The sequence below is a fragment of the Mycobacterium sp. NPDC050853 genome (assembly GCF_040653875.1).
Classification (GTDB): domain Bacteria; phylum Actinomycetota; class Actinomycetes; order Mycobacteriales; family Mycobacteriaceae; genus Mycobacterium.
The window spans coordinates 449,548-475,935 of the sequence record NZ_JBFAGW010000002.1 but is presented as its reverse complement, the minus strand read 5'-3'; the positions used below and the strand labels follow the sequence as shown (position 1 = coordinate 475,935).

The window sequence follows — 26,388 nt, the reverse complement described above, 5'->3', positions numbered from 1 at the left end:
AGTCTGGCACGGCGCTACCGCGTTGGATCCGGGCTTAGCGCCAGGAACGCCCCGAGTTCCACCAACCCGTCAGGCGTGGCCGGGAGGTACTCGGTCAGCGCGGGGGAGCGCACGATGGTCGCCTGGTACTTGGCTCGGCTGATCGCTACATTCAACCTGTTTCGGTTGAGCAGGAATGACATGCCGCGAGGCACGTCATCAACGGCGGATGCGGTCATCGACACGAACACCACCGGCGCCTGTCTGCCCTGGAACTTGTCGACGGTCCCCACCAACACCCGGTCCAGTCCGGCGGTGGCCAGCGTGGCCCGCAACGTCAGCACCTGCGCGTTGTACGGCGCGACCACCAACACATCGGACTGTTCCAACGCTCGGCTGCCGGACTCGTCGGTCCAGTTCGTACCGATCAACGCGCCTATCTCGGCGGCAATAGCGGAAGCCTCCTGCGGGCTACTGGTCGCATTGCCCTGATGATCGACCAGGACCGTCCGCACTCCCGGGGTCTGGCCCGCCAGCACGCGCACAGGCGCCGCAGACTCAAGTTCCCCGTCATAGGACAGCTGCGAAACCCGTTCGCATAAAGCCGGATGCATACGGTACGAGCGTTCCAGGAAGTATCCACGGGTCGCGGGCAACGCACCGTTTCCTTCGACCAGCCAGCCCAACGCCGAGCCGTCGACGGGTTCGGGATGCACACCCTGAGACACCTGCGGCAGCTGCTGGGGATCGCCGAGCAGCAGCAGGTTCCGTGCGGAACGCGCTACCGCAAGCGTGTTCGCCAAACTGAACTGGCCGGCCTCGTCAATCACCAGCAGGCGCAACGCGCCGTCGGGTACCCGCCCCACATTCGCGAAATCCCATGCGGTGCCACCGATCACTGCCCCCTCGCCGGCGTGGGAGGCGATGAATCCGGCGTAGTCGCTGTCCCGAATCTGCGTCCAGGCAGCTTCTCCGCTGTACGGAGACGCCTTCTTGGCGACGCGCCCGGGCGGGACCCCCGCCGCGACCACTTGGTCGAGGAGGTGTTCCACGACGGCATGCGATTGAGCGACCACGCCGATCAGCCATCGGTCCTGTGTCACCAGTTCGGCGATGACATGTGCCGCGGTGAAGGTCTTGCCGGTTCCCGGCGGTCCATGCACGGCAAGGTATGAGGAATCCAGGCCTCGCAGCGCGGTGGTGATTGCTCCGGCATACCCGTTGTCACCTACCGTCGGCAGCTCACCACCACGGGGGTTGCGGCGCAAGAGGATATCGAGAGAGGCGGTCGTGGGCGTAGCGGGCAGCCCATCGACGACGGCGGCGGCGACCTCCTCGATGGCGGCCTCCAGCGCCTTGGTCATCACCGGCGATCCCGGTGCCAAAGCCATTGGCATTGTGTGAAACGGCTCGCCGTTCTTGGGTGTGAGCTCCTGAATCGTCACATCGACGGGTACACCACCGGACTCGGTAATCTCGACGACACTCGCCGACCCGGCGGCGCGTCGGTCGGGATCTCCGTCGCCTAGCCCCGCCGGGGCCGGCGGCTCATAGAGTGCGTAAATGCTGTCGTCGAGGACGCCACCGGCAAGGTCGCCCGTCACCCTCACATGTCGTCGGAGCTTGCGCTGATTGCCCGATTTGTGCCAGTCCTCAACCAGCTCGGCGCTGTCGATGATGAAAACACCTGCGGTATCGGCCCACTCGTCGACAGGGTTGTTCAGCCTGTCGAAGTGGCTCCACCAGAACGGTTTACGTTCCCGGGTGTGATACCCGCGCGCTGCCGACACCATGGCGACCGCCGTCTGGTCGGCACTGCGATCCGCTGGGCCGGAATCACCCACGAACGCCGCCAGGGCCAGGCCGACCGCGTCGGGTTCCGGCTCGGTTTCCTCGGCCACGGAACCCGAGGAGGACAGATGGGTGACGCCGTGCTCGAAAGCCCGCATCAGCAGCCAATCCCGCAGCTTGCGGGTCGATGCGCAGTCATAGCGGTTGTATTCGGCGATCGAGTCCAGCACCTCCTGCGCCGCCGGATCGCCGTTATCGCGCAATGCGCAGTACCGCGCATACTCGGTGATCGAATCGGTCGCAGTAGTCACCTCGCCGGAGCGCTTACCGTCCATGAACAGGGGTTCGAGGGCCTTGAGGCCGTAGCCGCTCGAACCCGACCGAATGCTCTTGCGTACCAACGGGTAAAGATCGACCAGCACGTTATCGCGCAGTAAGTCGTCGATCTGTTCCTCGCCGACGCCGTATCGTCCGGCCAGGCGCAGCAGCGCGGTCTTCTCATATGCCGCGTAGTGGTAGATATGCATCCCCGGATTGCGGTGTCGACGCTTGGCCACCAGGTCTAGGAACGCAACCAACGCCCGACGCTCACTACGGCGATCGTGCGCCCAAATCGGCCGGAACTTCTCGTTTCCGGATCGGTCGTATTCGAGCACCCCGAACAGATACTCCAGCCCCCACTGCACACCGTCCTCGGTCCACAGCGGATCACCCTCGAAGTCGAAGAAGATGTCTCCGGGGTTCGGTGCGGGCAACGTACCCAGCGGAACCGGGTCGGCCACCTCGAACTGCGGTGTACCGCTTTCTCGTTGGCGAACCTGTAAGCGGGCTTGCGCGGTGAGCTGCTGCAGGCTGCGTGCCGACAGATCGGCGACGGGCTCGGTGCGCTCGGCCAGCTCCACGACGGTGCTGACCTCAGCCTCCAACAGTGCCGCACGCTGGCTGACTCGCAGGCCGGCGACCAGCAGCAGATCATCGGTGCGCTCGACCTCGGGCCCGCAGGCCGGGCAACGGAAGCAGGCACGCACGGTGTCATCGGCCCAGTCCACCGGCACACCGCCCGCCAGATGGCGATCAAGCAAGTCCTGCAACTGGATTCGCCGCTGCCGGTACACGCCTACCAGATCGGCCACCGGATAGTCGACGGTCGACCGGTCGCCCAGAATCAATCGCACCTCAGCTGACACCGGCACACCCGTCGCCGCCAAACTGTCGGCATAGGCGGCCAATTGCAGCAAGGCCGTCACCTTGGCACTGCGGGCCAGCTTGGTGTCACAAACCCGGTACACGCTTCCGCCGTCGGAAACGCCCTCACGCACCACGAAGTCCGCGAAACCAATAAACCGACCGTCGAACATCGCGGCCTGGTAGACGACGGAATGCCCCTCGCTGAAGGCCTGTCGAGTCTGTGCGGCGACCGCGCTCAGGCCGTCGAGCGTGAATGTGGGGAAGGGAATACTGGCCACCCCGGCGCCGAAACGCTCCCGCAATTCGGCAAGGTGATGGGCTTCGTGGGCGTCGCCCAAAGTCGCGGTACGCGCCAGTAGTTCATCGTCACGCGGAGGTGCCGGTCCCCAACCGAGCTTGGCATCGAACGCCCGCAACAGGGCGTACTCGCAGCGTGCAGCGGAAGCGAGATCCGAAGCGCTGTAGACGACCCGGCCGTCGAGGACGAACACCCGCATCACTGTAGGTGTTGCCACCGACGAATCGGCGTTACCGAGGTGCTGCCGCTTGGACTTTCTCCACGCCAGAACCGTTCCAGCGGAAGGACACCACGCTCTCCAGGCCAGGTATGCCGTTGGAGAAGTTGAGCACCACAGTGTCTAAAGTGCTCGCCGACAGGTCGATGGCGTTGTAGCCGTAGGTGTCGGGAACACCGTGGGAGATCACATTGCCCAGGTGGAAGAACACGGCGCGGGTACCGGAGTCCCCCGAATGGTTAGTTCCCGTACCGGCGGTGACGATGACCGCCGACAGCGGAGCGCACTTGCTGTAGTTCCCCGCGACTGGCACCGGATTCCACGTGGCCTCGCTGCTATTGGGCCCGGGGGGAAGCAGGGCGATGGCCGCCGCGACCGCCGGGTCCTTCACGTTTACCGCGCAGTCGTCTTTGGTCGATGGCGGTGGCTTTGGCCGGTCCGCGGCGCCCGCGGCCGATGGCGGGGACGTGATGGTGTTGGTCGGGGTCTTGGACACCGTGGTGTCGCCACCGGTGCATGCGCAGGCGAGCGCTGAAAGCGAGACGATCGCGGCTGTCAGAACCATCCTTCGCACGGCCCCGCACACTACCGACTTTTACCGAAGATTCAGCGGAGGCGGGAGTTGTGCGAAGTTGCGCTTAGACTTCTTAACGCCATGACCTCCACAGACAACCCCACGCCCGACACCGGCGATTCGATCGCACCCCGTGCGGATGACGCCGTCACCTTCGCGGACCTGCAGATCGCCCCCGCGGTGCTGCGTGCGGTGTCCGACGTGGGATACGAAACACCCTCGGCGATCCAGGCCGCCACCATCCCCCCGCTACTAGCAGGTTCGGATGTGGTGGGGCTGGCGCAGACGGGCACCGGGAAGACGGCGGCGTTCGCCATCCCGATTCTCTCAAAAATCGACTTGACCTCGAAGAACACCCAAGCGCTGGTCCTCGCGCCCACCCGTGAGCTGGCCTTGCAGGTCGCCGAGGCTTTCGGCCGGTACGGCGCACATCTGCCCAAGTTGAATGTGCTGCCGATCTACGGCGGTCAGTCCTATGTGGTGCAGCTGGCCGGGCTCAAGCGGGGCGCCCACATCGTGGTCGGAACCCCCGGGCGTGTCATCGACCACCTGGAACGCGGCACCCTCGATCTTTCGCATCTTGACTACCTGGTGTTGGACGAGGCCGACGAGATGCTGACCATGGGCTTCGCCGAGGATGTCGAACGCATCCTGGCCGATACCCCCGAGTACAAGCAGGTAGCCCTGTTCTCGGCCACCATGCCCGCGACCATCCGGCGGCTGACCAAGAAGTATCTGCACGATCCGGTCGAGATCAAGGTTGAGGCGAAGACCTCCACCGCCGAGAACATCACCCAGCGCTTCATCCAGGTGGCCGGACATCGCAAAATGGACGCGCTCACCCGGATTCTCGAGGTCGAGACCTTCGAGGCGATGATCGTGTTCGTCAGGACCAAACAGGCCACCGAGGAGGTGGCCGACAAGCTCAAGGCGCGCGGGTTCTCTGCGGCCGCGATCAACGGCGATATCAACCAGTCCCAGCGCGAACGCACCATCAACGGACTGAAGAGCGGTGCCGTTGACATCCTCGTCGCCACTGACGTCGCCGCGCGCGGCCTGGACGTCGAACGCATCTCCCATGTGCTGAACTACGACATCCCGCACGACACCGAGTCGTATGTCCACCGCATCGGCCGCACCGGTCGCGCGGGCCGCTCGGGCACGGCGGTGTTGTTCGTGTCTCCGCGTGAACGGCATCTGCTCAAGGCCATCGAGAAGGCGACCGGAGCTAATCTTGCCGAGGAGGCGCTGCCATCGGTCGACGATGTCAATGCCCAGCGTGTGACTAAATTCCGCGATGCCATCACGGCCGCGCTCTCGGCACCGGAGGTCGAGCTCTTCCGTCGGCTCGTGGAGGACTACGAACGCGATAACGATGTGCCGGTGGCCGATATAGCCGCCGCGCTGGCGGTGCTTTCGCGTGACGGTGAGCAGTTCCTGCTGAAACCGGATCCTCCCCGCGACCCACGCCAGGAGCGCGGGGAGCGCCCCGAGCGCGGGCCCCGTGAGGCACGTCCAGGAACTCCTGGTCTGGCGACGTACCGCATCGCCGTCGGCAAGCGGCACAAGGTGATGCCCGGCGCCATCGTGGGGGCGATAGCCAACGAAGGCGGTTTGCACCGCAGCGACTTCGGCCACATCACGATCCGGCCTGACCATTCACTTGTCGAGTTGCCTGCCAAAATGTCGCCCAAGACGCTGAAGGCTCTGGAGAGCACGCGGATCTCAGGTGTGCTCATCGAACTGCGCCCCGCGGGCCCGTCCGACGGCGCGGCACGCCCCGACCGCAAATTCACGGACCGCAAGCATTCCGACCGTAAACACACCAGCCACGAGCATTCGGGGGCGAAGAGGCCAAAGCGGTCCCCGAAGAAGCCGTGACGGCGGTGTCCGAGGCCCGTCGCGCCCCGGTAGCCACCGGAGCGGGACGTGTCGCGGCGCTTACCGGGATCCGGGCGGTGGCCGCGACCCTCGTGGTGGCCACCCACGCGGCCTACAGCACCGGGAACTATGTGGTCGATGGGGTTTCCCCATGGCGGGCCTATCTGAATTTGTTGCAGTCTCGCCTGGAGATCGGTGTGCCGATCTTTTTCGTGCTGTCGGGGTTTCTGCTGTTCCTGCCCTGGGTGCGGGCGACCGCCGACGGTAACGCGTCACCCTCGGTGAAACGGTATGCCTGGCACAGGTTTCGGCGCATCATGCCGGCCTACTGGATTCTGGTGGCGATCGCCTACATCTGGTATCACATCCGGGACCAGTACCCCAACCCCGGACACACCTGGCTGGGTCTGTTCCGGAATCTCACGCTCACCCAGATCTACACCTCCAACTACGGATATCGCTATATCCACCAAGGGATGACGCAGATCTGGAGCCTCGCCGTGGAGGCGGCGTTCTATGTCGCGTTGCCCTTCCTGGCGTGGCTGCTCGTCAAGAAACTCTGTGGGGGACAGTGGCACCCGGGGCGCCTATTAGGCGGCCTGGCTGTGCTCGCCCTGGTGACTCCGGTGTGGATGACGCTGGTGTACACCATTAGTGCTTTTCCGGATGGGTCGAAGCTGTGGCTGCCGGCCTATCTGTCGTGGTTCGTGGGCGGCATGATTTTGTCCGTTCTGTCTGTCATGGGTGTGCGCTGCTACGCGCTGGTGACGGTGCCGCTGGCGATCATCTGCTACCTCATCGTGTCGACGCGGATCGCGGGAGATCCCACCACCTCACCGTGGGCGCTGCCGCAGGCGTTGACGAAATCGATCTTCTACGTGGTGATCGCGACGCTGTTGGTCGCTCCTGCGGGGCTCGGCGACACCGGCTGGTATGTGAGGTTCCTGGCCTCGCGGCCCATGGTGTGGCTGGGTGAGATCTCCTATGAGCTGTTCCTCATCCACATGATCCTGCAGGAGATCGTGATGGTCGACCTGCTGCACTATCACGTCTACACCGGGTCGGTGGTGATCGTGTTCCTGGTATCGATGCTGGTCAGCGTGCCCGCTGCGTGGCTGATCCACCGGACCGTGCAGGTGCTGCTGAGGTGGGGTTCACGTCTGAGGCAAGCAGCGGCGCAACGAACTCGGTGATCAGCGTCCGCTCGTCCTCCGGATTGTCCTCGGGGTGGGCGAGCAGTGAGATGATCACCCGGACATACCATTTCGCCTTGAGGTGAGTTTCGGTGGTGACGCCGTCGGCTGCCACGAATGCCGACACCATGGCGTTGATGACCTCGGAGTGCAAGCCAAGCGATCCGCCGAAGTACTCACCGGGCCGGAACCAAGCCGATAACGCGGGATTTTCTCGCACCAGTTGCAGTGAGATGAGCATCGCTTCCACCAGACGCTCCGTCGGATCGTCGACTCCGGCGACGGCCGTGGCGACCTTCCCGGTGATGGACCCGGCTTCACGGTGCACATACGCAATATGCAGCGCCTCGCGATTCTCGAAATACCGGTACAGCGTTGCGCGGGAACACCCAGCGGCCTTGGCGATTTCGTTCATGCCGACGGTAGCGACGCCGTCGCGCACGAACAGCTCGGCGGCGGCGTCGAGAATCTTCTCCGCGGCCACCGACGAGCGGGTATCAGCCAGCCAACTCACAAGAGGATCATCGCACGCGGATGGGCACCGTCAGGGGCCTCCGCACGTACGAGCCGTCCGCCCAGGTGACCCCGTCGAGGTCGATCTCGAAATCGGGTATGCGGGTGAGAAGTTCTTCGAGTGCAATGCGCGATTGCATACGCGCCGCCGCGGCGCCCAGGCAATGGTGATTCCCATGGCTGAAGGTGAGGATATTGCGCGGCTTCCGGAGGACGTCCAATTCGCCTGCATCATTGCCATATTCACGCTCGTCCCGGTTGCCACTGCCGTAGAGCAGCAGCGCGCGCCTTCCCGCCGGGATGGTGGTATCGCCGATGGTGACGTCACGGGTTGCGGTACGTGCCAAGCCCTGCACCGGAGAGGTGAGGCGCAGGAATTCCTCCACCGCGCCCGGGATAAGCGATTGATCGTCGATCAGCCGCTGGCGCTGCTCCGGGTTTTGTTGCAGCAGTTGTATTGCGCCGCCCAGCATTCCGGTAGTGGTGTCATTACCTCCAGTGACCATGGTGAAGGCGAAGCCGAGGATCTGGAGCGTCCCGCTGATGTCACCGTCGGCGCCGACTCCTGCGGCGACCAGGTGTGAGACGGTGTCGTCCTCGGGCTTGGCGCGTCGCCGCTCGATGAGCCCGGTGAAGTACATCATCAGCTCGCCGATGGTCTGTGCGACCTCGCCTTGCATGGCCTCGATGTCGATGGCGCCGCCGGATGCCGCCGCGACGATGCCGTCGGTCCAGATATCGAACTGTTGGCGGTCCTCTTCGGGCACCCCTAGATAATGTGCGACGACCATCGAGGGCAGCGGTTTGAAAAGTTCGACGACGATATCGCCCTCGCCGCGTTCCTTAAGGCGCTCAAGGCGTTCCACCACGAACTCGCGCACCTTGGGTTCGACGGACGTGACCTGACGCGGCGTGAATCCGCGGGATACCAGCTTGCGGAAGTCGGTGTGTGTGGGCGGGTCCTGCATCACGAAGGGCGGATTGTCGCCCATTCCGGTCTTTTCCAGGTCGCCATACATGATGGTGAGGCCCTTCGCGGAGGAGAAGGTCTCCCAGTCGCGAGCGGCCTCGTAGATATCGGAATGCCGGGTGAGCACGTAGTAGTCGTCTGTCGGCGCGTGCTCGGGCACCACGTGGTGCACCGGATCGTGATCGCGGAGCGCCGTGTACATCGGCCATGGATTGGTCCAGTTGTCGGAGGCCCCGGGGATGTAGCGCGGCACAACGGTATGAGACACATCAACTGACATGTCTTATGTGTAAGGCATATCAGTGAAAGTGTCAATACCGGTTTTCCTCGCGAGCAGACGCTTAGTGCACAGAAAGCCCTGGTGGGGTGTGCACTAAACGTCTGCTCGCGAGAACTAGATCAGCGTGCCCGGGTTGAGGATGCCCTCAGGGTCGAGTGCTTGCTTGATGCGGCGGTTGACTTCCAGCACCTCGGGGCCGACCTGATTGCCCAGCCATGGCTTCTTGAGCCGTCCGACTCCGTGCTCGCCGGTGATGGTGCCGCCGAGCGATATCGCCAGATCCATGATCTGGCCGAACGCGGTATGGGCGCGTTGGGATTCATCGGGGTCATTGGGGTCGTGCACGATGAGCGGATGCGTGTTGCCGTCGCCGGCGTGCGCGATCACCGAGATAAGCAACCGCTGTTGTGCGGCAATGGCTTCCACGCCTTCCACCAGCTCGGCGAGCCTTGGCAGTGGGACGCCCACGTCCTCGAGTAGCAACGGACCCTTGGCCTCCACCGCCGGGATCGCGAACCTTCGTGCTGCAACAAATGCTTCCCCCTCGCCCGGATCGTCGGTGGAGAAGACCTCGGCGGCATGGTGATCGGTGAAGATCTGGCTCATGAGCTGTGCATCGTCGGCGGAGGCGCGCCCACGCTCGTCCGAGCGGGCCACGAGCATGGCGGCGGCGTCGCGGGCCAGCCCCATTTTCAGTTTGTCCTCGACGGCGTTGATCGCCACCGAGTCCATGAACTCCAGCATCGACGGCCGGATCTGCGCGGTGATCGTGAGCACCGCATCGGCGGCCTCTGTCACCGAATTGAACGTCGCCACCACGGTGCACGGTGGCGGCTGCGGGGGCAGTAGCCGCAGCGTGACCTCGGTGATAACACCCAATGTGCCCTCGCTGCCCACAAAGAGTTTGGTAAGGCTCAGTCCGGCAACGTCTTTGAGCCGTGGGCCGCCAAGTTTCAGGATCGTGCCATCGGCCAACACAATGTGCATGCCCAGCACGTAGTCGGTGGTGACGCCGTACTTCACACAACACAGTCCGCCGGCATTGGTGGCGATATTGCCGCCGATACTGCAGATCTCGAATGACGACGGGTCCGGCGGATACCAGAGCCCATGCTCGGCGGCGGCCGCCTTGACCTCGGCGTTGAGGGCTCCGGGCTGTGCAATGGCCACCCGGGTGGTGGTGTCGATCGCGATGGTGCGCATCCGTTCGGTCGACAGCACGATGGCGCCGTCCTGGGCGGTGGCACCGCCCGACAACCCCGTTCCGGCGCCACGAGGTATGACGGGGATGCGATATGCGCTGGCCCAAAGCAGTGTCTGCGAAACCTCTTCTGTGCTGCCAGGACGCACCACCGCCAGCGGCGAACCCGCTTCCGGATCGAAGGCGCGGTCCTGCCGGTAGGAGGCGGTGATATCGGGATCGGTGATGACCGCCCCCTCGCCGAGGGTGGTCGCGAGCTCGTTGAGGGCGGTCTGGCTCATATCATCCGTGCCGTCGCGCCGGCGTCGATCGGCAGCACGGTGCCGGTGATATGCGAGCTGCCTTCGTGGGCCAAGAACAGCACGGCACGGGTGACTTCCTCGGGTTTGAGGAAGGGTGCGTATTGCAGGTGCAGCGAGGCGAAGACGGACTCGACATCCTTGAGGGTGGGCTTCTCCAGATCGGGTCGCATGATTCCGAACACGAAATCGTTTTGCGTCATGGGGGTTTCGATATTGCCCGGTGCGACGGCGTTGACGGTGATGCCATATCCCACGAGGTCGTGCGCGGCGACCTTCGTCAGTCCGATGACACCCCATTTGGACGAAACATAAGCGGCCTGAGCCCATGTCGCGCTGTGCCCGAGCATCGAGGAGACGGTGATGATCCGGCCGTAGTTGCGTTTGATCATCCCGGGCGCGACCGCCGAGATGGTGTTGAAGGTTCCGGTCAGATTGGTGCCGATCACCTCGTCCCATTGCGCCGATTCGACATCCGGCAGCAGCGCGATGGTGCTGACCCCGGCATTGGCGATCGCGATATCGATACCGCCGAGCGAGTCTTCGACCTCGGCAACAAACGATTCCAGCGCCGGTCGGTCGGTGACGTTGAGCTTCGCGGAGATACACCGGCGTCCGGTGGCTTTCACCAATTCGACCGTCTCGGCGAGGTCGGCCTCGGTCGCCAGCGGATACCCGACGACATCGCTGTTTTCGCAGCGGTCGCAGAGCGCGATATCGGCGCCCGCCTGGGCCAGAGCGAGGGCGTGTGAGCGGCCCATGCCGCGCGCGCCGCCGGTGATCAGTGCAATTTTTCCCTCGAAGTCAGCCACGGAGCCGACCCTACCGAGTCGGCTTCTATTGGGGCCGCTGTTCCTCCCGGTCCAACTCTCGCAAGACGGGCATGCGGATGCTGGCGACCGCGATGAGCAGCATGGGCACCCCGAGGATGGTCAGGGTCGAGGCGACGCTGAACTTGTCGGCGATGGGTCCGGCAAGCATGAACCCGAGCGGCCCGGCGCAGTACGCGGTGGACGTCATGACACCCACCACCCGCCCGCGCATGTGTTCGGGGGAGCGGGTCTGCATCACGTAGTTGGCGATCGGTGCCACTGGCCCATAGATGAAGCCCAGGCATGCGCCGAGCACCAGCAGTACGGCAATCGGCGGGAGGAGCGACATGCCCAGTGTGGTGATGCCGGCGGTGAAGGTGGCGCACACCATGATGGTGCGGCGTTGGACGTGGCGCACCATGGTGGCGTACCCGAGAGCGCCGAGCAGCCCGCCGACAGAGATCGCCATGAGTATCCAGCCGAGCTGCTGGGGTGTCCCGGCATCGCTGAAGTGCTTGGGCAGCAGCACACTTTCGATCGGCAGATACAACGCCGTGATGGCCATGTCGATGAGCGCCAAGGTGCGCAGGATCTTGACGTTCCAGACGAATTTCAATCCCTCGACCACACCGCTGACGACGCCGGTGGGCTTGGTTTCGGCGGCCGGTTTCCCGGCACCTTCGACCTTGAGGAAGGCGATTGCCAGGGCGGACACGACGAAGGTCGAAGCAGTGGCCCACATGGTGTTGACGCCGCCGATGGAGGCGATCAGCAGACCGCCCAGACCGGGGCCCACGATGTACGCGACGTTGAATACCGCCTCGTACATGCTGTTCATCCGGTCGAGCGACCAGCCGGCAGCCTTCGCGGCGGCGGGCAGCATCGATTCGCGTGCGGTGATTCCGGCGGGATCGAAGATGGCGCCGATTGCGGCGAGGGCCGCGAGCAGAGGCACGCTGAGTCCGGTCGTCATGGCCAGAATCGGTATGGCTGAGACGGATAACAGAGAAAGGACATCGGAGATGATCGACATCTTGCGGCGTCCGAAGAAGTCGACTGCGGTTCCCGAGATCAGGGTGGAGAAGACCAGCGGCAGGGTTCCGGCGGCGGCAACGATGGCGGCATCCGCAGCGGAGCCGGTGCGCTGCAGGACCAGCCAGGGGAGTGCGACGATCGACACGCCGTTGCCGATGGCGGCCACAACGGATGCGAAGAGCAGCAGGAAGACCGGCCGGCGATTCACCTGATCGATTGTCGGCGAATCCGCCGTCGGAGTGGACATGTCGCCGAAAACGTAGCAGCGGCCGGTGCGGCCGGTCGAGCGATTTTTCTTTGGTTGGACCGGCGCCTGGCTAGTTGGCGTGCACTGCCTCGCGGATGATGCGGGCGGTCCCTTCCAGGTCAGGATCACGACGGACGACGAATCCCTTTGCGAAGGCCAGTTTGTCGCCGCCGCGGCGGGGCACCACATGCAGGTGTGCGTGCATGACCGTTTGGAATGCGACACGGCCATCGTTGAGCGCCAGGTTGGTGCCGTCACTGCGTAGTTCCGAACCCCGGATGGCGTTGGCGATGCGCTGGCCGACCGTCATGATGGCGGCGGCGTCATCGGGCTTCAGGTCCACGAGGTCCTGTGCATGGGCCTTCGGGATCACCAGCGTGTGCCCGCGGGTGATGGGGCGAATGTCGAGGAAGGCGAGCGTGGCCTCGTCCTCGTACACGCGGAACGACGGGGACTCGCCGGCGACAATGGCGCAAAAGACACACGACATGAGCACACCGTAGCGGGGCGTCGGTTGGCCAACTATGTCGGCCGATTCCCGCCAGCGCACTTGCCGCGGCGTTTCTAGCGTTGCCGCCATGGATACCGAGTTACGTCCTCCGCCCGCCGCCATCGTGCTTTCTCGCCCCACGGTGTGGTTCATGGCCCTTGCGGCTGCTGTCGGTACTGCCGCGATCTATCCGCTTCAGCCGGCCATCGCCACAGTGGCGGGGTCGGTCCATGGCTCGATCACCGACGTCGGTGTGGCTCTGGCTTGCGGTCCGGTCGGCTACCTGATCGGCCTGGCGGTCTTGGTGCCGCTGGTCGATCGATTCGCACCCCGAAAGGTCGTGTGTCTTCAGTTCGTGGTGATGGCGCTGGGTTTGGTGATGAACGCGGCCGCAGGACGCGCGTGGATCCTTGGGATCGCCATCGGTGTGGTCGGGGCCGTGTCATCGGTTGGGGCCCAGCTCAGTTCGGTGGCTGGGCGTTTCGCCGAAACCCGTCGTCGCGCCACCGACCTAGGAATCGTTACTGCCGGAATCTCGGCTGGAATTCTCGCCGGCCGAATCGTCGGAGGCTGGCTGGTAGAACTGATCGGTTGGCGCGGAATGATTCTGGTGTTCGCGTCCGCCTGTGCAATTCTTGCGGTCGCCGCGTTGGTTGTGCTGCCGGGCGCGTCCGGAACTGTGAACACGGGGTATCTCGCGACCCTGCGGGGCATTCCCGGGCTTTACCTTCGATGGAGTGCGCTGCGGCTTGCGGCAGGGCGGGGCGCCTTGTGGTTCTTCGCTTTCTGCGCGATCTGGTCGGGGTTAGCCGTAGCGCTGTCCCAGCCGCCCTACTCGTTTTCCCCGGAACAGATCGGTCTCTATGCTCTCGCCGGGCTGGCCGGGATTGGCGCGACACGGATTGCGGGGGCATGGACCGACCGCGTCGGGGCACACCGGGTCGTCGTCATCGGCTTGGCGATGGCTCTTGTTGCCTCGCTGGGGCTTTGCGTGGCGCTGTCCAACAGTGCGGTGGTGTTCGTGTGCCTTGGTCTTTTCGACGCTGGACTGTTCGCGGCTCAGGTGGCGAACCAGAGCACCGTGTTGGCCATCCAGCCGAACGCGCCGGCGCAGTTCAACAGCGCCTACATGGTTGTCTACTTCGTCGGCGGAAGCATCGGCACCGCGTTCGGCGCCACCGCGGTCGAATGGTTCGGATGGGCGGCCACTGCCGCCGTCGCGGCGGGTGCGATTGCGTTGGCAGAGTTGATTACCGTTGCGGCCCGCTCCCTTGCGGCTCGCTAATTCACTTCTGTCACACCGTTTCAGGCGTCGGGGGCTTGTCGGTGGGTCAAGTTATTATTCGAACATGGGTTCGATTGGGGTGTTGGAGGCGGCGGCCGATGCCTTTTGTGCTGAGTCGGTTGAGGAGCTGACCGCCGTTGAGGCGTTGGCGGTGATGGCGCGGTTGGAGGTGGTGCAGCGTCGGTTGTCTTCGCATGGGTTGGGTTTGGTTCCCGCGGTGACAATCCAGGCCTGCCCGGTGGAGCTGGGCGGCACTTCGTATTCGGAGGTGATTGCGCGACGGCTGCATATCGGCAGGGGTGCGGCCCGTCGCCGGATCGCCGACGCGCAGCAACTGGCCCCGCGGCGTGCGTTGACCGGGGAGCGGCTAGAACCGGTGCTACCGAATGTGGCTGCCGCACTGGGTCGAGGTGAGGTCGGTGAGGAACACGTGCGGATTGTGCGCTCGTTTTTTGATCGGCTGCCGGTGCTGGTCGACATGCCGACCCGCGAAGCCGCCGAAGAACAGCTCGCCGTGTTGGCGGCCCGGTTCGGTCCCGAATCGTTGCGGATCGCGACCGAGCGGATGATGGCGTTGTTGAATCCCGACGGCGAGTTCTCCGATATCGACCGCGCCCGGCGCCGCGGGGTGACGATCGGGCGACAGGGTTTCGATGGGATGTCGGCGATCTCGGGACTATTGGATCCGGAAACCCGCGCCTACCTCGATGCCGTGTTCTCCAAGCTCGCCGCCCCCGGCATGTGCAACCCCACCGATGAAAGCCCCATCGTGGACGGGGAGGTATCCCCCGAGGCTGCCGAACAAGATCGGCGCACCAACGCCCAACGTGGCCACGACGCCCTGCGCGCCTGTCTGCGCGCGACTCTGGCTTCCGCAGACTTAGGTTCCCACCACGGCTTACCGGTCACCGTCGTGGTCACCACCACCTTGACCGAACTGGAATCAGCAGCAGGTGTTGGCGTTACCGGCGGCGGCACCCTGCTACCGATGCGCGATGTGATCCGGATGGCTACTCACGCCCACCACTACCTGAGCATCGTCGACGACGACGGCCGACCGTTGTATCTCGGACGCACCAAACGCATCGCATCGGCCGATCAGCGGATCGTGCTGCACGCCAAAGACCGCAGCTGCACCCACCCCGAATGCTCCGTCCCCGGATATCTGTGCCAGGTCCACCACATCAACGAATGGGCCACCGGCGGCCCCACCAACATCGACAACCTCACCTTCGCCTGCGCACCACACCACCGACTCCTCAACAACGGCTGGACCACCCAAAAACAACGCGACGGCACCACCAAATGGACACCACCACCACACCTCCAATTCGGAGAGCCAACCACCAACACCCACCACCACCCCGACCGGCTTATCCCAGAACCGTTATGAGTGCGCGCACCTCGCCCACCTGGCATGCTGGTGATATGCCTGGTAAAGAAATCGATAAGCAGCGGGCAAGTGCCGCGCTGGCGGTGATCCGTCAGCACCCCGGGATGGCGCTGTTCGCCGCCGTTCCGGTGTTGGCAGTGCTCGGAGCGGTGTGGTGGATCGCGGGTCTCGGCTGGGCGCTGGTGCTCACCGTCGTCATCGTGCTCGCCGGTGGCGCCGCGATCGTCATGCGCCGCAGCTGATTTAGCTCGCGATTATTGGGTGCGAGCTCGCGCCCAGCTTCTCTCTCGCTGTTCGCTGTAGGCGAACGCCCTGCCGGTTGTAAGTATGTAATCTTGTAATCATGAAACGAGATCAACAATCCGACGCTTCCGACGCCGCGGATTGGTTCGCCGGGCGCCTGCCCGACGGCTGGTTCAGCGGTGACCCCGAAGTGGTCGTTGACCGCGAAGAAATCACCGTCATTGGTCGGCTGCCCGCCGATGAGGACGACAAAGAAAGCGAGGCTCGCGCATCGGGCCGTGCCTCTCGCTTCCGGGAAGAGACTCGCTCTCATCGAATGCGCATCGCCGACGAGGCGCAGGCCCGGTATGGACGCAAGGTTTCCTGGGGTGTCGATGTTGGCGCCGCTGAGGCAACAGAGCGAATCCTGTTCACCCACATCGCCGTTCCGGTGATGACGCGGCTGCGACAGCCCGAGCGTCAGGTGCTCGACACTCTGGTCGAGGCCGGAGTCGCCCGCTCCCGCGCCGACGCGCTGGCCTGGGCGGTGCGGCTGGTCGGTGAGCACACCGAGGACTGGCTGGACAAGCTACGCGGCGCCATGACGGAGGTTCGGGATCTGCGAACCCAGGGTCCGCAGCTCTAGGCCTGCGTCATCGCGAAGTAGGCGCCTCGGCGCGCCAGGAGTTCAGCATGGGTGCCGCTCTCGACGACGCTGCCGCCATCCATCACCACGATCCGGTCGGCATCACGAATGGTGGAAAGCCGATGGGCGATAATGAAACTCGTCCTATCTCGGCGCAGCTCGGCCATGGCCTGCTGGATCCGCAGCTCGGTTCGGGTATCCACCGAACTCGTTGCCTCATCGAGTATTAGCAGCTGTGGACGCGCCAGGAACGCCCGCGCGATAGTGATCAACTGTTTCTCGCCGGCGCTGATGTTCTCACCGTCGTCGGCGATCCTGGTGTCATATCCGTCGGGAAGTGTCTGCACGAACCGGTCCACATAGGCGGCACGTGCCGCTTCCCGAACGTCGTCTTCGGAGGCCCCGGGCCGCCCATAGGCAATGTTCTCGGCAATGGATCCGCCGAACAGCCAGGTGTCCTGCAGTACCATCCCCATCCGCGACCGCAGGTCATGACGGCTCATCATCGAGATATCCACGCCGTCAAGCAGTATTCGCCCTGAGTCGACGTCGTAGAAGCGCATCAGCAGGTTCACCAGAGTGGTCTTTCCCGCCCCGGTCGGCCCGACGATCGCGACCGTCTGCCCCGGTTCGACGGTGAGTGACAGTCCGTCGATCACCGGGGTATCGGGGGAGTAGCCAAAGCTGATGTTCTCGAACTCGACACTGGGAGACCCGACAGGAATCGAGGCCGGAGATACCGGATCCGCCGATTCTTCGTCGGCATCGAGCAGCTCGAAAACCCTTTCGGCGCTGGCGAGTCCGGACTGCAAAGTGTTGTACATGGCGGCCACCTGCGTCAGCGGCATATTGAATTGCCGCACATACTGCGTGAATGCCTGGATGCTGCCCAGGGTCAGATCGCCCGAGGCGACCTTGAGGCCGCCCACCACGGCCACCGCCACATAGCTCAGATTTCCGATGAACGCCGTTGCCGGTGATACCAACCCCGAGAAGAACTGCGCACCAAAGGAACTTCGGTATACTTTGGCGTTTCGATCCGCGAAGATCGCCTCCGCTTCCGCGCGATGCCCGTACGTCTTGACGATGGTGAAACCGCTGTACGTCTCCTCGATATGCGCGTTCAGTTTCCCGGTGTTGGCCCATTGAGCCACGAACAGCCGTTGCGACCTGCGGGCGATCGTGCGTGTCACCCATAGGGACATCGGCACCGTCGCGAGCGTGATCGCGGCCAGCAGCGGCGAAATGCTGAGCATCATTGCCAGCACCGCCACCAGCGTCAACATCGAGCTCAGCAGTTGGTTGATGCTCATCTGCAGAGATGTCTGGATATTGTCCACATCGTTGGTGACGCGACTGAGAATCTCACCGCGCTGCCGGGAATCGAAGTACGACAATGGAAGCCGGTGCAGTTTGTCTTCTACGTCGGCGCGGAGGGCCACCACGGTCCGCTGCACGGTGACGTTGAGAAGCCGCGCCTGCGCCCACGCCAACAACCCGGCCACCAGATACAAACTCAAAGCCATCGCCAACGTCATCCCCACCGCACGGAAGTCGACACCCGTCCCGGGTATGACGTTCATGCCGGACAGCATCTGCGCGAACTGGCCGTCCCCCCGGGCGCGGGCGGCCTCGACGGCCTGTTCCTTGGTGAGCCCCGCGGGCAGCTCCCGTCCGATTACTCCGTTGAACAACAGATCGGTGGCGTGCCCCAGGATGCGCGGCCCGATTACCCCGATCGCGATACCCGTCATCGAGAGGGTAATCACCGCGGCGGTCAGAAGCCGTTGCGGAGCGAGACGCTTCACCATCCGTATGGCGGTGCCGCGGAAGTCTCGGGAACGTTCAGCGGGCCCCTGCTGTACGCCCCGAAATCCGATCGCTCGAGTCATACCTGCAACACCGCCTGCGAGTCGCAGATCTCCCGGTACATTCCGCAGCGCCCCAGCAGCTCGGCATGGGTACCCACCGCGGCGACGCGGCCATCCTCCAGTACTACGATCTGGTCGGCATCCATGATCGTCGAAATACGTTGTGCCACTACGACAATAGTCGCGCTCGAGGAAACGCCGCGCAACGCTTCTCTCAGTCGCGCGTCGGTGCGCACGTCCAGTGCCGAGAACGCGTCATCGAATAGGTAGATACTCGGACGACGAACCACCGCGCGTGCGATCGCAATGCGCTGACGCTGCCCGCCCGAGAAGTTGATGCCGCCCTGCGATACCGGCATCTGTAGGCCTGCGCCATGTGCTCGGACGAAATCCGCAGCCTGCGCAACCTGCAGTGCCTCCCACATCTCATCCTCGGTGGCATCCGCCTTGCCGTAACGCAGATTGCTTTCCACCGTCCCGGAGAACAGGTATCCCCGTTGTGGAACCAAACCGATTACGGTCCAGAGGTTCTCGGGGTCATACCGCCGGACATCGTTACCGCCCACGAGTACCGAACCGGCCGTCACATCGTGCAAGCGGGGGACCAGCGACACCAGCGTGCTTTTGCCGCATCCGGTCGCGCCGACCACGGCGGTGACCGTTCCGGGCCGTGCCGTGAAGGAAACCCCGTCCAGAACAGCGCGTTCGGCGCCGGGATAGCGGAACCCTGCATCGGAGAACTCAACGGTCGGATCCATGGTGTCGACGCGGACAGGATCCGCCGGGGCCGTGATGGATCCGACCGTTTCGAACACTTCGGTAATCCGTTCGGCGCACGCCGATGCGCGCGGCACCATGATGGCGAGCATCGTGAGCATCATCATCGACATGAGGATCTGCAAGAAGTAGGACAGGAAGGCCACCAGCGATCCCACCTGCATCTGGCCCTGGTCGATGCGCAGCCCGCCGAACCAGATCAGCGCCACGCTGGAGGTGTTGATGACCAGCGAGGTGGTGGGCAACATCAGGGCTTGCCACCGGCCCGCAGCTAGGGCCGCCTCGGATACTTCAGCGTTGGCCGCGCCAAATCTGGTGCGCTCCACCGCTTCCCGGGTAAATGCGCGTACCACCCGAATGCCGGTCAATTGTTCACGCATGACTCGGTTGATGCCGTCGATGAGTCGCTGCATTCTGCGGAAGATCGGCAGCATCGACCGCACGATGTACCAGTTGGCCAAACCGAGCGCCGGCATGCTCACGATGAGCAGCCAGGACAGCCCTGCGTTCTGGTGAATCGCCATGGCGATACCGCCGATGCACATGATCGGCGCCGTCACCAGCATGGTGCAGGTGACCTGGACCAGCAGCTGCAGCTGCTGCACGTCATTGGTGGTGCGGGTCAATAACGTAGGTGCACCGAATCCGGCCGACTCCTCGGCGGAGAAGCCGGTGATGTGGTGGAACAGCGCCCACCGCATATCGCGGCCGAACCCCATACCCGTCCTGGACCCGAAATACACCGCGCCGATCGAGCAGACGATCTGCACCAGCGTCACCCCGAGCATTGCCACGCCCAGCCGCATGATCGTGGGCGTATCGCCTTGTGCCACCCCGTCGTCGATGATCGCTGCATTGACGGTCGGCAGATACAGCGACGCCAGTGTGCTGACGATCTGCAGCGTGACGACGACGGCGACCAGGCTGCGGTAGGGGCGGACATAACGTGACAGGAGGGCCCGCAACTGACCCTGAGGCATGGGCACAACTGTCGCACACGACTCCGGCAACAAACCCGCAGCTCAGTGGTTGACTCGGGTTTGTGCCGCTACAGTGCACATGTGAGGTTGGGCCTGGATTCACGCAACGTGTTGAGCAAGTGTGTTGTCGCATTGGCGATGGTCGCACTGGTGTTGACTGCCTGCTCGGGCGGCGATAAGTCCGATCCGCCCAATGGCACCGGGCCGAACGCCACGTCACCTCAGCAGACCAAGTCCAAGGGCGTTGAAGGCCCGATGTTCGCGGAGTGTGGCGGGGTCAGCGACCAGGCAATGATGCAGCTGACCAAGGTCATGGGTCTGGTGGGCACCGCCAAGAATTCTGTGGGCTGTGTCTGGCTCCGGGGTGGCAGCATCGCGGGACCGCACTTCTCATTCAACTGGTATCGCGGCAGCCCTATCGGCCGGGAGCGGGCGACGGAAGAGCGGACGCGCCCGAGCGTCGAAGACGTCGAGATTGCCGGGTACAAGGGATTCATCGCGACCAACGGCTACCCGGGCACCGCGACCACCCTGTGTGAGATCGGCATGGACTTCGGAAACGACTTCATCGAATGGTCAATCAACTTCGAGCCCGGAACCGGTGCCCCCGACTCCTGCGATGTCGCCAAACAGCTGACCGAGACATCCATCAAGGCGGCCAAGAAATGACATATCGGATGACAAAGTCATTGTTCGCGACGTTGTGCGCGGCACTTATCGTGTTCACGTCGGCGGGCTGCGGCGGCACCGTTGACGGCGAGGCGGTAATGCCCGGCAGTGGCGACACGGGGGACGGCACCAACGCCGAGCAGAAGTACCCCAACCTGCTCAAGGAATGTGAAGTGCTCACCACGGACATCCTCGCCAAGGTCGTCGACGCGGACCCCAAGGACATCCAGAGCACATTCGTGGGTGCCGTGTGCCGGTGGCAGGCGATGAGCAAGAGCGGTGGCCTGGTCGATATCACCCGCTTCTGGTTCGAGACCGGCAGCCTCGACGCCGAGAAGGCCACAGCGAACAGCCTGAAATACAACGTCCAGGAACGGGCGATACAAGGAATTCCGTCGATCGTGATGAGGCCGCCGGATCAGCCGGGTGCCTGTGGAGTTGCCAGTGACACCGCAGGTGTTGTTGGATGGTGGGTCAACCCGCAGGGCCAAGGCGGAGACTCATGCACGCAGGCAATCAAATTGATGGAGATGACGCTGTCAGTGAACATCTGACGCGTCATGTTCGCTCGTCCCGGATCGTCGGGATACTTCTGTGTGCCGTGTTGGCCCCGGGAATCCTGTTCAGCGCCGGATGTTCTGGCCACCACCGTGAACTCGGCGGCCACGAGGTAACGACCGCGAATGACGTTCGGGTGGGTCCGGCGTACTCCGAGTGCGGCAGCCTCACCACTCCTGATGTCGCGGCGGTGGTGCGTCGTACCGACCTCAAATTGATTGCGAAAACCCCCGCAGGTTGCACGTGGTCTCCCAGCGGATCCTGGAGCACATTGCCGAACGTCGCTCTCACCTGGTATCGAGGCAGCCCGATTGGGCGCGAACGTGAGGGGGAGGAACGGACGAGGGACGAGGTCAAGGACTTCTCGGCCGGGGGTAAGCGCGGTTTCATCAGCTCGACCTACGGGATGTGCGTCACCGCCCTCGAATATGGGGACGGCCAGTTCTTTGAATTGGCGGTCACCCTGCTCGGCGCCGGTCACGGCACCTCATCAGATGCGTGCCACTGTGCGATGAAGTTGTCCACCCAGGTGGCGGAGAAGGTCTGAGTACGCCTCTAGCGCGGCACGTGGAACGTCGTGAGCGAGGCTCCGCCCAGTTCGAGCCGCGACCACGGCGAACGAGTCGTCAGGACCGCCAATGCCGAGGTCGGAAACTTGGTGGAGATGCGGTTCGCGGCGTCGGCGCTACTCGTACCCGCGTCGGCGAGTGCGAGTGCCAGCTGCGATGTGGTGGGTTCGTGCCCGACGACAAGCACGGTGATCGCGGAATCAGGCACCGCGTTGATCTCGCCGAGGGTGATCCCCACCGTCGAGTCGTACAACTTGTTGCTGAATCTGACGAGTTGACTGTGGACCCCGGTCTGAGTCAGCGTCGCGCGGGTCCGGGTGGCGGTGGAACACAGCACCGCGTCGATCCGATTGAAATTGTCCTGCAGCCAGGTTCCGGCCTGAGTGGCTTGGCGGCTGCCGCGCAGGTTCAGTGGACGCTCGTGGTCGTCCACCCCGGGTGGGTAGGCCGACTTCGCGTGTCGCATCAGGATGAGGGTGCGTTTCACCAACTGGTCCTCCGACATGAGTCGTACCGTAGCCCGGCTACGTGACGAGCACCGGGCAAATGCGCGACCTGTGGATAGGCTGTATTGCAGGGTCCAAGGGATCGGGCGCTGCCTCCCCGGGGTTGTCGGTCGGCGGCCATAGACTTCGGCATGTGAAGTTCCTGCACACCGCTGACTGGCAGCTGGGCATGACGCGGCATTTCCTTGCCGGCGAGGCCCAGCCGCAGTACTCAGCCGCGCGTCGGGAGGCTATTGCCTCTCTTGGTGACGTTGCTGTGGAGCAGGGTTGCGACTTCATGGTGGTGTGCGGAGACGTCTTCGAGTCCAATCAGCTGGCGCCGCGCGTCATCAGCCAGGCGTTGGAGGTGATGCGCGGGGTCGGCGTGGATATCTATCTGCTGCCTGGCAATCATGATCCGTTAGACGCCGCCTCGGTGTACACCAGTGAGCTGTTCCTGGCCGAAAAACCCGCGAACGTCCACGTGCTCGATACCGCCGGGGTACATCGGGTGGCCGACGGTGTGGAGCTGGTCGCGGTGCCGTGGCGATCGAAGGCGCCCACACACGATCTCGTTGCCGAACAGCTGGAGGGACTGCCCGTCGACGGCACCCGACGCATCGTGGTGGCCCACGGCGGTATCGACATACTCGACCCCGACCCGACGAAACCGGCGCTCATCGCGCTGAAGGCCGTCGAGGACGCCGTTGCCCGGGGTGCGGTCCACTATGTGGCATTGGGTGATAAGCACTCCCGTACTCAGGTGGGTGCCAGCGGGCGGGTCTGGTACTCGGGGGCACCCGAGGTCACCAACTACGACGATATCGAGTCCGACCCGGGGCACGCCCTTGTGGTGAATCTGGACGAATCGGGTGCGGTTCAGGTGGATGCCCATCATGTGGGCCGGTGGCGGTTTGTGACGCTGCGACGGTCGGTGGACCACGCGCGCGATATCGCCGATCTGGGACTCAACCTCGAACTGTTGCCGGATAAGGAGCGCACGGTGGTGCGGTTGGCGCTTACCGGCACGCTCAGTGTGACCGATAACGCCGTGCTCGAAGAGTGCCTGGACAAGTACACCCGCCTTTTCGCGAGTGTGCGGACGTGGGAGCGGCATACCGATATTGCGGTGATACCCGTCGACGGCGAGTTCAGCGATCTCGGTGTCGGCGGTTTCGCCGGCTCGGCGATCGCCGAGCTTAAGGAGATGGCGGCCGCCGGTGGGGCAGCGTCCGCAGATGCTCAGGGCGCGCTGTCGTTGCTACTGCGCCTCACCTCTAGTGCTGGACTGGGCGGCCCGGCACTGGGCAGTTCAACGAAAAGAGGGTCGGCGGCGTGAAGCTGCATCGGCTCTCTGTCACCAACTATCGCGGAATCGCACACCGCGACATCACCTTTCCTGATCGAGGGGTGGTGGTGGTGAGTGGTGCGAACGAGATCGGCAAGACGTCCATGATCGAGGCGTTGGACCTGCTGATCGAATCGAAGGACCGCTCCACCAAGAAGGACGTAAAACAGGTCAAGCCCACCTTCGCCGATGTCGGCTCCGAGATTGAGGCCGAGATCAGTTGTGGTCCTTACCGGTTCGTGTATCACAAGCGTTTCCACAAGCGTGCTGAGACACACCTGACGATCATCGAACCGCGACGCGAACAGCTCTCCGGAGATGAGGCGCATCAGCGGGTGCTGGATATGCTCGATCAGTCGATCGACATGAATTTGTGGAAGGCGCAACGGGTTCTGCAGTCAGCGGGGGCGGGTGCGCTCGATTTGTCATCGAGTGATGCGCTGACCCGGGCCCTGGATCTGGCCGCCGGACAATCGGTCGCATTGTCGGGCAGCGAGCCGGACCTGGTGGAGCGGATCGACGCGGAATATGCGCTGTATTTCACCGCGACCGGACGTCCCACTGGCGAATGGGCCAGGGCTTCTGCGCGTCTGACCGCCGCCGAGGATGCCCTCGCCGTCGCTAACGCGGCCGTGGCAGAGGTCGATCAGCAGGTCCGCGAGCATGATGAGCTGACACGGGAGCTGGCCTCGGTCATCGCTGGCCGTGCCGAGGTGGGCCGTCGCCTGGCTCCGTTGGAGCAAGCCTCCCAAGCCGTTTCGGCGCTGGTGCAACAGCACGCCAACGCCACCGTGGTCGCCGAGGCGGCACAGGCCGCTGTGATGGCAGCGCAGCTGAAACGCGATGAGCGGGCTCAGCTGGTCGCCGATACCCACGCCCGGCGAGCCTCGATCGACGGGCTCGCGGAACACGTTGCCGCCGTGGCGGAGTCACACGCGACGGCACAGCAGGTATCCGAGGCCGCTGAGGCCGCCGCGGTCCAGGCGACGCAAACCCTTGACGGTGCCCGTGCGCACGTGGAGTCGGCGCGGGACACGTTGGATCGCGCGCTCGCCCGGGACGAGGTGGATGGGTTGGCGGCCAGGGTGTCGCGTATCGACCTCACCACCCGGCAGTTGGCAATGGCTGGCGCGGAGCTTTCGGCGATGGTGATCACTCCGCAGACCCTGGGCGCGATCGAGACCGCCGCACGCGCTGTCGGGATGGCAGAGGTAGCTCTGGAGACCGCCTCGGCACAGGTCGAGGTCCGGGCGCTCGTCGATGTGGAGATCACCGCCAACGGTCAGCAGCTGCGGGTCGCGGCGGGGGAGCAGTGGGCGAGCGCTGCCTCGGACACCATCGAGATTACTGCTCCCGGTGTGGCGGTCACCCGAATCATTCCGGGGGCCAATGCCGCTCAGCTGCGCGACAACCTTGATACCACCCGCAATACACTGTCGGTCGCATTGACCGCTGCCGGTGTCGCCGATGTAGAGCAGGCGCAGAAGCAGTATGAGCGGCGTACTGAGCTGAGTGCCGAACGCGACCGGTTGACGGCGCTACTCGACGGCCTATTGGCGTCGGAGAATCTTGACGTGTTGCGCGAGAAGCTGGGCCGGTTACGCGAGTTGGCGCCGGAGGCCACCGGATTGTGGGATGCCGTCGATCCGGCGCAGGCCCGCGCCGAGGTCACCAGGTTGGTGGCCGAGGTGGAACGCATGCAGGCCGATGAGGTCACCCACCGCCAGGCGGTCCAGGCGGCGAGTCAGCGGCTCGCTGAGAAGGCCACCGAGGCAACGGTATTGCGGGAGAAGAAAGCCGCCCGCGCGGAGGAGTTGAGCGCCGCCGAGCAGCGTCTTGCCCAGGTGCGGGCCTCGGCTTCCGATGATGCGCTCACAGAGCGCCATGACCAAGCGGTACAGGCGGCAGACCTGACCACTCGGCGTGTCGCCGATCTCGTGAGCCAGTTGGCGAAGCTGGAGGCCGACCGGGTGCGCGCTGAACTCGCCGAGGTTTCCGGGCGGGCGCTCGCATTGGATCAGCGGCATGAGTCACTGCGTCATCAGCTGCGTGACATCTCGGTGCGTCTGGAGGTGTTCGGCAGGCAAGGGCGCAAGGATCAGCTTGATGCTGCAGCCTCTGAGCATGAGTATGCAGCAACGGAATTCACGCGTATCGGTGCGAAGGCCAGGGCCGTCGACACGCTACGATCGGTGATGCTGCGGCACCGTGATGGTATGAGATTGCGCTATGTCGACCCGTTCCGCGCGGAGCTGGAACGGTTGGGCCGCATGGTCTTCGGCCCCACCTTCGAAGTGGATATCGATAGCGATCTGAGTATCCGCAGCCGGACACTCGACGGCAGGACTGTCCCCTACGAGTCGCTCTCAGGTGGCGCGAAGGAGCAGCTGGGGATCGTGGCGAGGCTGGCCAGTGCCGCACTCGTGGCACCTCAGGATGCAGTGCCCGTCATCATCGATGATGCGCTGGGGTTTACCGACAGCGACAGGCTGCAGCGTATGGGCGAGGTGTTCGACGCGGTGGGTACCGAGGCGCAGGTGATCGTGCTGACCTGCAGTCCCGAGCGCTACCACGCGGTCACCGGGGCACAGCGAATTAGCTTGTCAGCCTGAGCAGC

22 protein-coding genes are annotated in these 26,388 nt (G+C 64.2%); 11 read left to right on the top strand and 11 right to left on the bottom strand.

The annotated features are described in order from the left end of the window. Nucleotides 1-14: 14 nt before the first annotated feature. Both AB0H22_RS10615 and AB0H22_RS10610 read right to left on the bottom strand, forming a co-directional pair. Complete coding sequence (locus tag AB0H22_RS10615; protein ID WP_358146716.1) at nucleotides 15-3,449, bottom strand: TM0106 family RecB-like putative nuclease; 3,435 nt, start codon at nucleotides 3,447-3,449, stop codon at nucleotides 15-17. 37 nt (nucleotides 3,450-3,486) lie between these two features. Further along, entirely contained in the window at nucleotides 3,487-4,038 is a 552-nt protein-coding gene (locus tag AB0H22_RS10610) for an LppP/LprE family lipoprotein (RefSeq protein WP_358146715.1), read from the bottom strand. 90 nt (nucleotides 4,039-4,128) lie between these two features. Here AB0H22_RS10610 and AB0H22_RS10605 point away from each other — a divergent pair, with 90 nt between their 5' ends. Beyond that, nucleotides 4,129-5,928: a DEAD/DEAH box helicase gene (locus AB0H22_RS10605; protein WP_180752184.1), complete on the top strand. Its 1,800-nt coding sequence runs from the start codon at nucleotides 4,129-4,131 to the stop codon at nucleotides 5,926-5,928. Beyond that, nucleotides 5,925-7,121: an acyltransferase gene (locus AB0H22_RS10600; RefSeq protein WP_180752185.1), complete on the top strand. Its 1,197-nt coding sequence runs from the start codon at nucleotides 5,925-5,927 to the stop codon at nucleotides 7,119-7,121. Before AB0H22_RS10605 ends, AB0H22_RS10600 begins: the two co-directional genes overlap by 4 nt. Here AB0H22_RS10600 and AB0H22_RS10595 read toward each other — a convergent pair. The 6 genes from AB0H22_RS10595 to AB0H22_RS10570 all read right to left on the bottom strand — a co-directional run bounded on the left by AB0H22_RS10595 (nucleotide 7,024) and on the right by AB0H22_RS10570 (nucleotide 12,968). Then, nucleotides 7,024-7,635, bottom strand: a complete 612-nt coding sequence (locus AB0H22_RS10595) for a TetR/AcrR family transcriptional regulator (RefSeq protein ID WP_180752186.1) — start codon at nucleotides 7,633-7,635, stop codon at nucleotides 7,024-7,026. The two genes, AB0H22_RS10600 and AB0H22_RS10595, sit on opposite strands and share 98 nt — an antisense overlap. A gap of 7 nt (nucleotides 7,636-7,642) precedes the next feature. Beyond that, a complete protein-coding gene (locus AB0H22_RS10590; protein ID WP_358146573.1) occupies nucleotides 7,643-8,884 on the bottom strand; it encodes a cytochrome P450 in 1,242 nt (413 codons plus the stop codon). 114 nt (nucleotides 8,885-8,998) lie between these two features. Then, nucleotides 8,999-10,366, bottom strand: a complete 1,368-nt coding sequence (locus AB0H22_RS10585; RefSeq protein WP_358146572.1) for an FAD-linked oxidase C-terminal domain-containing protein — start codon at nucleotides 10,364-10,366, stop codon at nucleotides 8,999-9,001. After that, nucleotides 10,363-11,196 carry a mycofactocin-coupled SDR family oxidoreductase gene (locus AB0H22_RS10580; RefSeq protein WP_180752189.1) on the bottom strand — a complete coding sequence of 278 codons (834 nt, stop codon included), beginning with the start codon at nucleotides 11,194-11,196 and terminating at the stop codon, nucleotides 10,363-10,365. Before AB0H22_RS10580 ends, AB0H22_RS10585 begins: the two co-directional genes overlap by 4 nt. 25 nt (nucleotides 11,197-11,221) lie before the next feature. Beyond that, entirely contained in the window at nucleotides 11,222-12,478 is a 1,257-nt protein-coding gene (locus tag AB0H22_RS10575; protein ID WP_358146571.1) for an MFS transporter, read from the bottom strand. Nucleotides 12,479-12,548: 70 nt separating this feature from the next. Continuing rightward, nucleotides 12,549-12,968 carry an HIT family protein gene (locus AB0H22_RS10570; RefSeq protein ID WP_358146570.1) on the bottom strand — a complete coding sequence of 140 codons (420 nt, stop codon included), beginning with the start codon at nucleotides 12,966-12,968 and terminating at the stop codon, nucleotides 12,549-12,551. Nucleotides 12,969-13,056: 88 nt separating this feature from the next. Here AB0H22_RS10570 and AB0H22_RS10565 point away from each other — a divergent pair, with 88 nt between their 5' ends. The 4 genes from AB0H22_RS10565 (at nucleotide 13,057) to AB0H22_RS10550 (ending at nucleotide 16,514) form a co-directional block, all read left to right on the top strand. Next, entirely contained in the window at nucleotides 13,057-14,253 is a 1,197-nt protein-coding gene (locus AB0H22_RS10565) for an MFS transporter (protein ID WP_358146569.1), read from the top strand. A 64-nt stretch (nucleotides 14,254-14,317) separates the two neighbouring features. Beyond that, the gene (locus AB0H22_RS10560) at nucleotides 14,318-15,646 is read left to right on the top strand and encodes an HNH endonuclease signature motif containing protein (protein ID WP_358146568.1); all 1,329 of its coding nucleotides are present in this window, start codon (nucleotides 14,318-14,320) and stop codon (nucleotides 15,644-15,646) included. 35 nt (nucleotides 15,647-15,681) lie between these two features. Then, nucleotides 15,682-15,888 (top strand): hypothetical protein, encoded by a 207-nt coding sequence (locus AB0H22_RS10555; RefSeq protein WP_180752205.1) that lies wholly within the window; start codon nucleotides 15,682-15,684, stop codon nucleotides 15,886-15,888. 101 nt (nucleotides 15,889-15,989) lie between these two features. Further along, entirely contained in the window at nucleotides 15,990-16,514 is a 525-nt protein-coding gene (locus tag AB0H22_RS10550) for a hypothetical protein (protein ID WP_180752206.1), read from the top strand. Here AB0H22_RS10550 and AB0H22_RS10545 read toward each other — a convergent pair. Continuing rightward, complete coding sequence (locus tag AB0H22_RS10545; protein WP_358146567.1) at nucleotides 16,511-18,406, bottom strand: ABC transporter ATP-binding protein; 1,896 nt, start codon at nucleotides 18,404-18,406, stop codon at nucleotides 16,511-16,513. The two genes, AB0H22_RS10550 and AB0H22_RS10545, sit on opposite strands and share 4 nt — an antisense overlap. After that, entirely contained in the window at nucleotides 18,403-20,127 is a 1,725-nt protein-coding gene (locus tag AB0H22_RS10540; protein ID WP_358146714.1) for an ABC transporter ATP-binding protein, read from the bottom strand. Before AB0H22_RS10540 ends, AB0H22_RS10545 begins: the two co-directional genes overlap by 4 nt. 123 nt (nucleotides 20,128-20,250) lie before the next feature. On the opposite strand from AB0H22_RS10540, the gene AB0H22_RS10535 reads away from it, so the two are divergent. From AB0H22_RS10535 to AB0H22_RS10525, 3 genes are read left to right on the top strand one after another with little or no spacing between them, the layout of a single operon-like run. Beyond that, entirely contained in the window at nucleotides 20,251-20,811 is a 561-nt protein-coding gene (locus AB0H22_RS10535) for a DUF3558 domain-containing protein (RefSeq protein ID WP_180752282.1), read from the top strand. Then, entirely contained in the window at nucleotides 20,808-21,365 is a 558-nt protein-coding gene (locus AB0H22_RS10530) for a DUF3558 domain-containing protein (RefSeq protein WP_180752208.1), read from the top strand. The genes AB0H22_RS10535 and AB0H22_RS10530 overlap by 4 nt, the downstream gene beginning before the upstream one ends. A 32-nt stretch (nucleotides 21,366-21,397) precedes the next feature. Then, nucleotides 21,398-21,916 (top strand): DUF3558 family protein, encoded by a 519-nt coding sequence (locus AB0H22_RS10525; protein ID WP_180752283.1) that lies wholly within the window; start codon nucleotides 21,398-21,400, stop codon nucleotides 21,914-21,916. A gap of 8 nt (nucleotides 21,917-21,924) precedes the next feature. Here AB0H22_RS10525 and AB0H22_RS10520 read toward each other — a convergent pair whose 3' ends face one another. Continuing rightward, nucleotides 21,925-22,443 carry a histidine phosphatase family protein gene (locus AB0H22_RS10520; RefSeq protein ID WP_180752209.1) on the bottom strand — a complete coding sequence of 173 codons (519 nt, stop codon included), beginning with the start codon at nucleotides 22,441-22,443 and terminating at the stop codon, nucleotides 21,925-21,927. A 134-nt stretch (nucleotides 22,444-22,577) separates the two neighbouring features. Between AB0H22_RS10520 and AB0H22_RS10515 the strand changes: the two genes are divergently transcribed. Together AB0H22_RS10515 and AB0H22_RS10510 are read left to right on the top strand one after the other, a co-directional pair. Next, on the top strand, nucleotides 22,578-23,762 hold the full coding sequence (locus tag AB0H22_RS10515; protein ID WP_358146566.1) for an exonuclease SbcCD subunit D: 1,185 nt from the start codon (nucleotides 22,578-22,580) through the stop codon (nucleotides 23,760-23,762). Beyond that, entirely contained in the window at nucleotides 23,759-26,383 is a 2,625-nt protein-coding gene (locus tag AB0H22_RS10510; RefSeq protein WP_358146565.1) for an AAA family ATPase, read from the top strand. The genes AB0H22_RS10515 and AB0H22_RS10510 overlap by 4 nt, the downstream gene beginning before the upstream one ends. Nucleotides 26,384-26,388: the final 5 nt, after the last annotated feature.

What these genes read in the sequence shown, in the direction of transcription:
- AB0H22_RS10530 (WP_180752208.1), top strand. Translation starts at nt 20,808, where the DNA reads ATGACATATCGGATGACAAAGTCATTGTTCGCGACGTTGTGCGCGGCA.
- AB0H22_RS10550 (WP_180752206.1), top strand. Translation starts at nt 15,990, where the DNA reads ATGAAACGAGATCAACAATCCGACGCTTCCGACGCCGCGGATTGGTTC.
- AB0H22_RS10605 (WP_180752184.1), top strand. Translation starts at nt 4,129, where the DNA reads ATGACCTCCACAGACAACCCCACGCCCGACACCGGCGATTCGATCGCA.
- AB0H22_RS10545 (WP_358146567.1), bottom strand. Translation starts at nt 18,406, where the DNA reads ATGACTCGAGCGATCGGATTTCGGGGCGTACAGCAGGGGCCCGCTGAA.
- AB0H22_RS10520 (WP_180752209.1), bottom strand. Translation starts at nt 22,443, where the DNA reads ATGTCGGAGGACCAGTTGGTGAAACGCACCCTCATCCTGATGCGACAC.
- AB0H22_RS10560 (WP_358146568.1), top strand. Translation starts at nt 14,318, where the DNA reads ATGGGTTCGATTGGGGTGTTGGAGGCGGCGGCCGATGCCTTTTGTGCT.
- AB0H22_RS10555 (WP_180752205.1), top strand. Translation starts at nt 15,682, where the DNA reads ATGCCTGGTAAAGAAATCGATAAGCAGCGGGCAAGTGCCGCGCTGGCG.
- AB0H22_RS10565 (WP_358146569.1), top strand. Translation starts at nt 13,057, where the DNA reads ATGGATACCGAGTTACGTCCTCCGCCCGCCGCCATCGTGCTTTCTCGC.
- AB0H22_RS10575 (WP_358146571.1), bottom strand. Translation starts at nt 12,478, where the DNA reads ATGTCCACTCCGACGGCGGATTCGCCGACAATCGATCAGGTGAATCGC.
- AB0H22_RS10610 (WP_358146715.1), bottom strand. Translation starts at nt 4,038, where the DNA reads ATGGTTCTGACAGCCGCGATCGTCTCGCTTTCAGCGCTCGCCTGCGCA.
- AB0H22_RS10570 (WP_358146570.1), bottom strand. Translation starts at nt 12,968, where the DNA reads ATGTCGTGTGTCTTTTGCGCCATTGTCGCCGGCGAGTCCCCGTCGTTC.
- AB0H22_RS10585 (WP_358146572.1), bottom strand. Translation starts at nt 10,366, where the DNA reads ATGAGCCAGACCGCCCTCAACGAGCTCGCGACCACCCTCGGCGAGGGG.
- AB0H22_RS10590 (WP_358146573.1), bottom strand. Translation starts at nt 8,884, where the DNA reads ATGTCAGTTGATGTGTCTCATACCGTTGTGCCGCGCTACATCCCCGGG.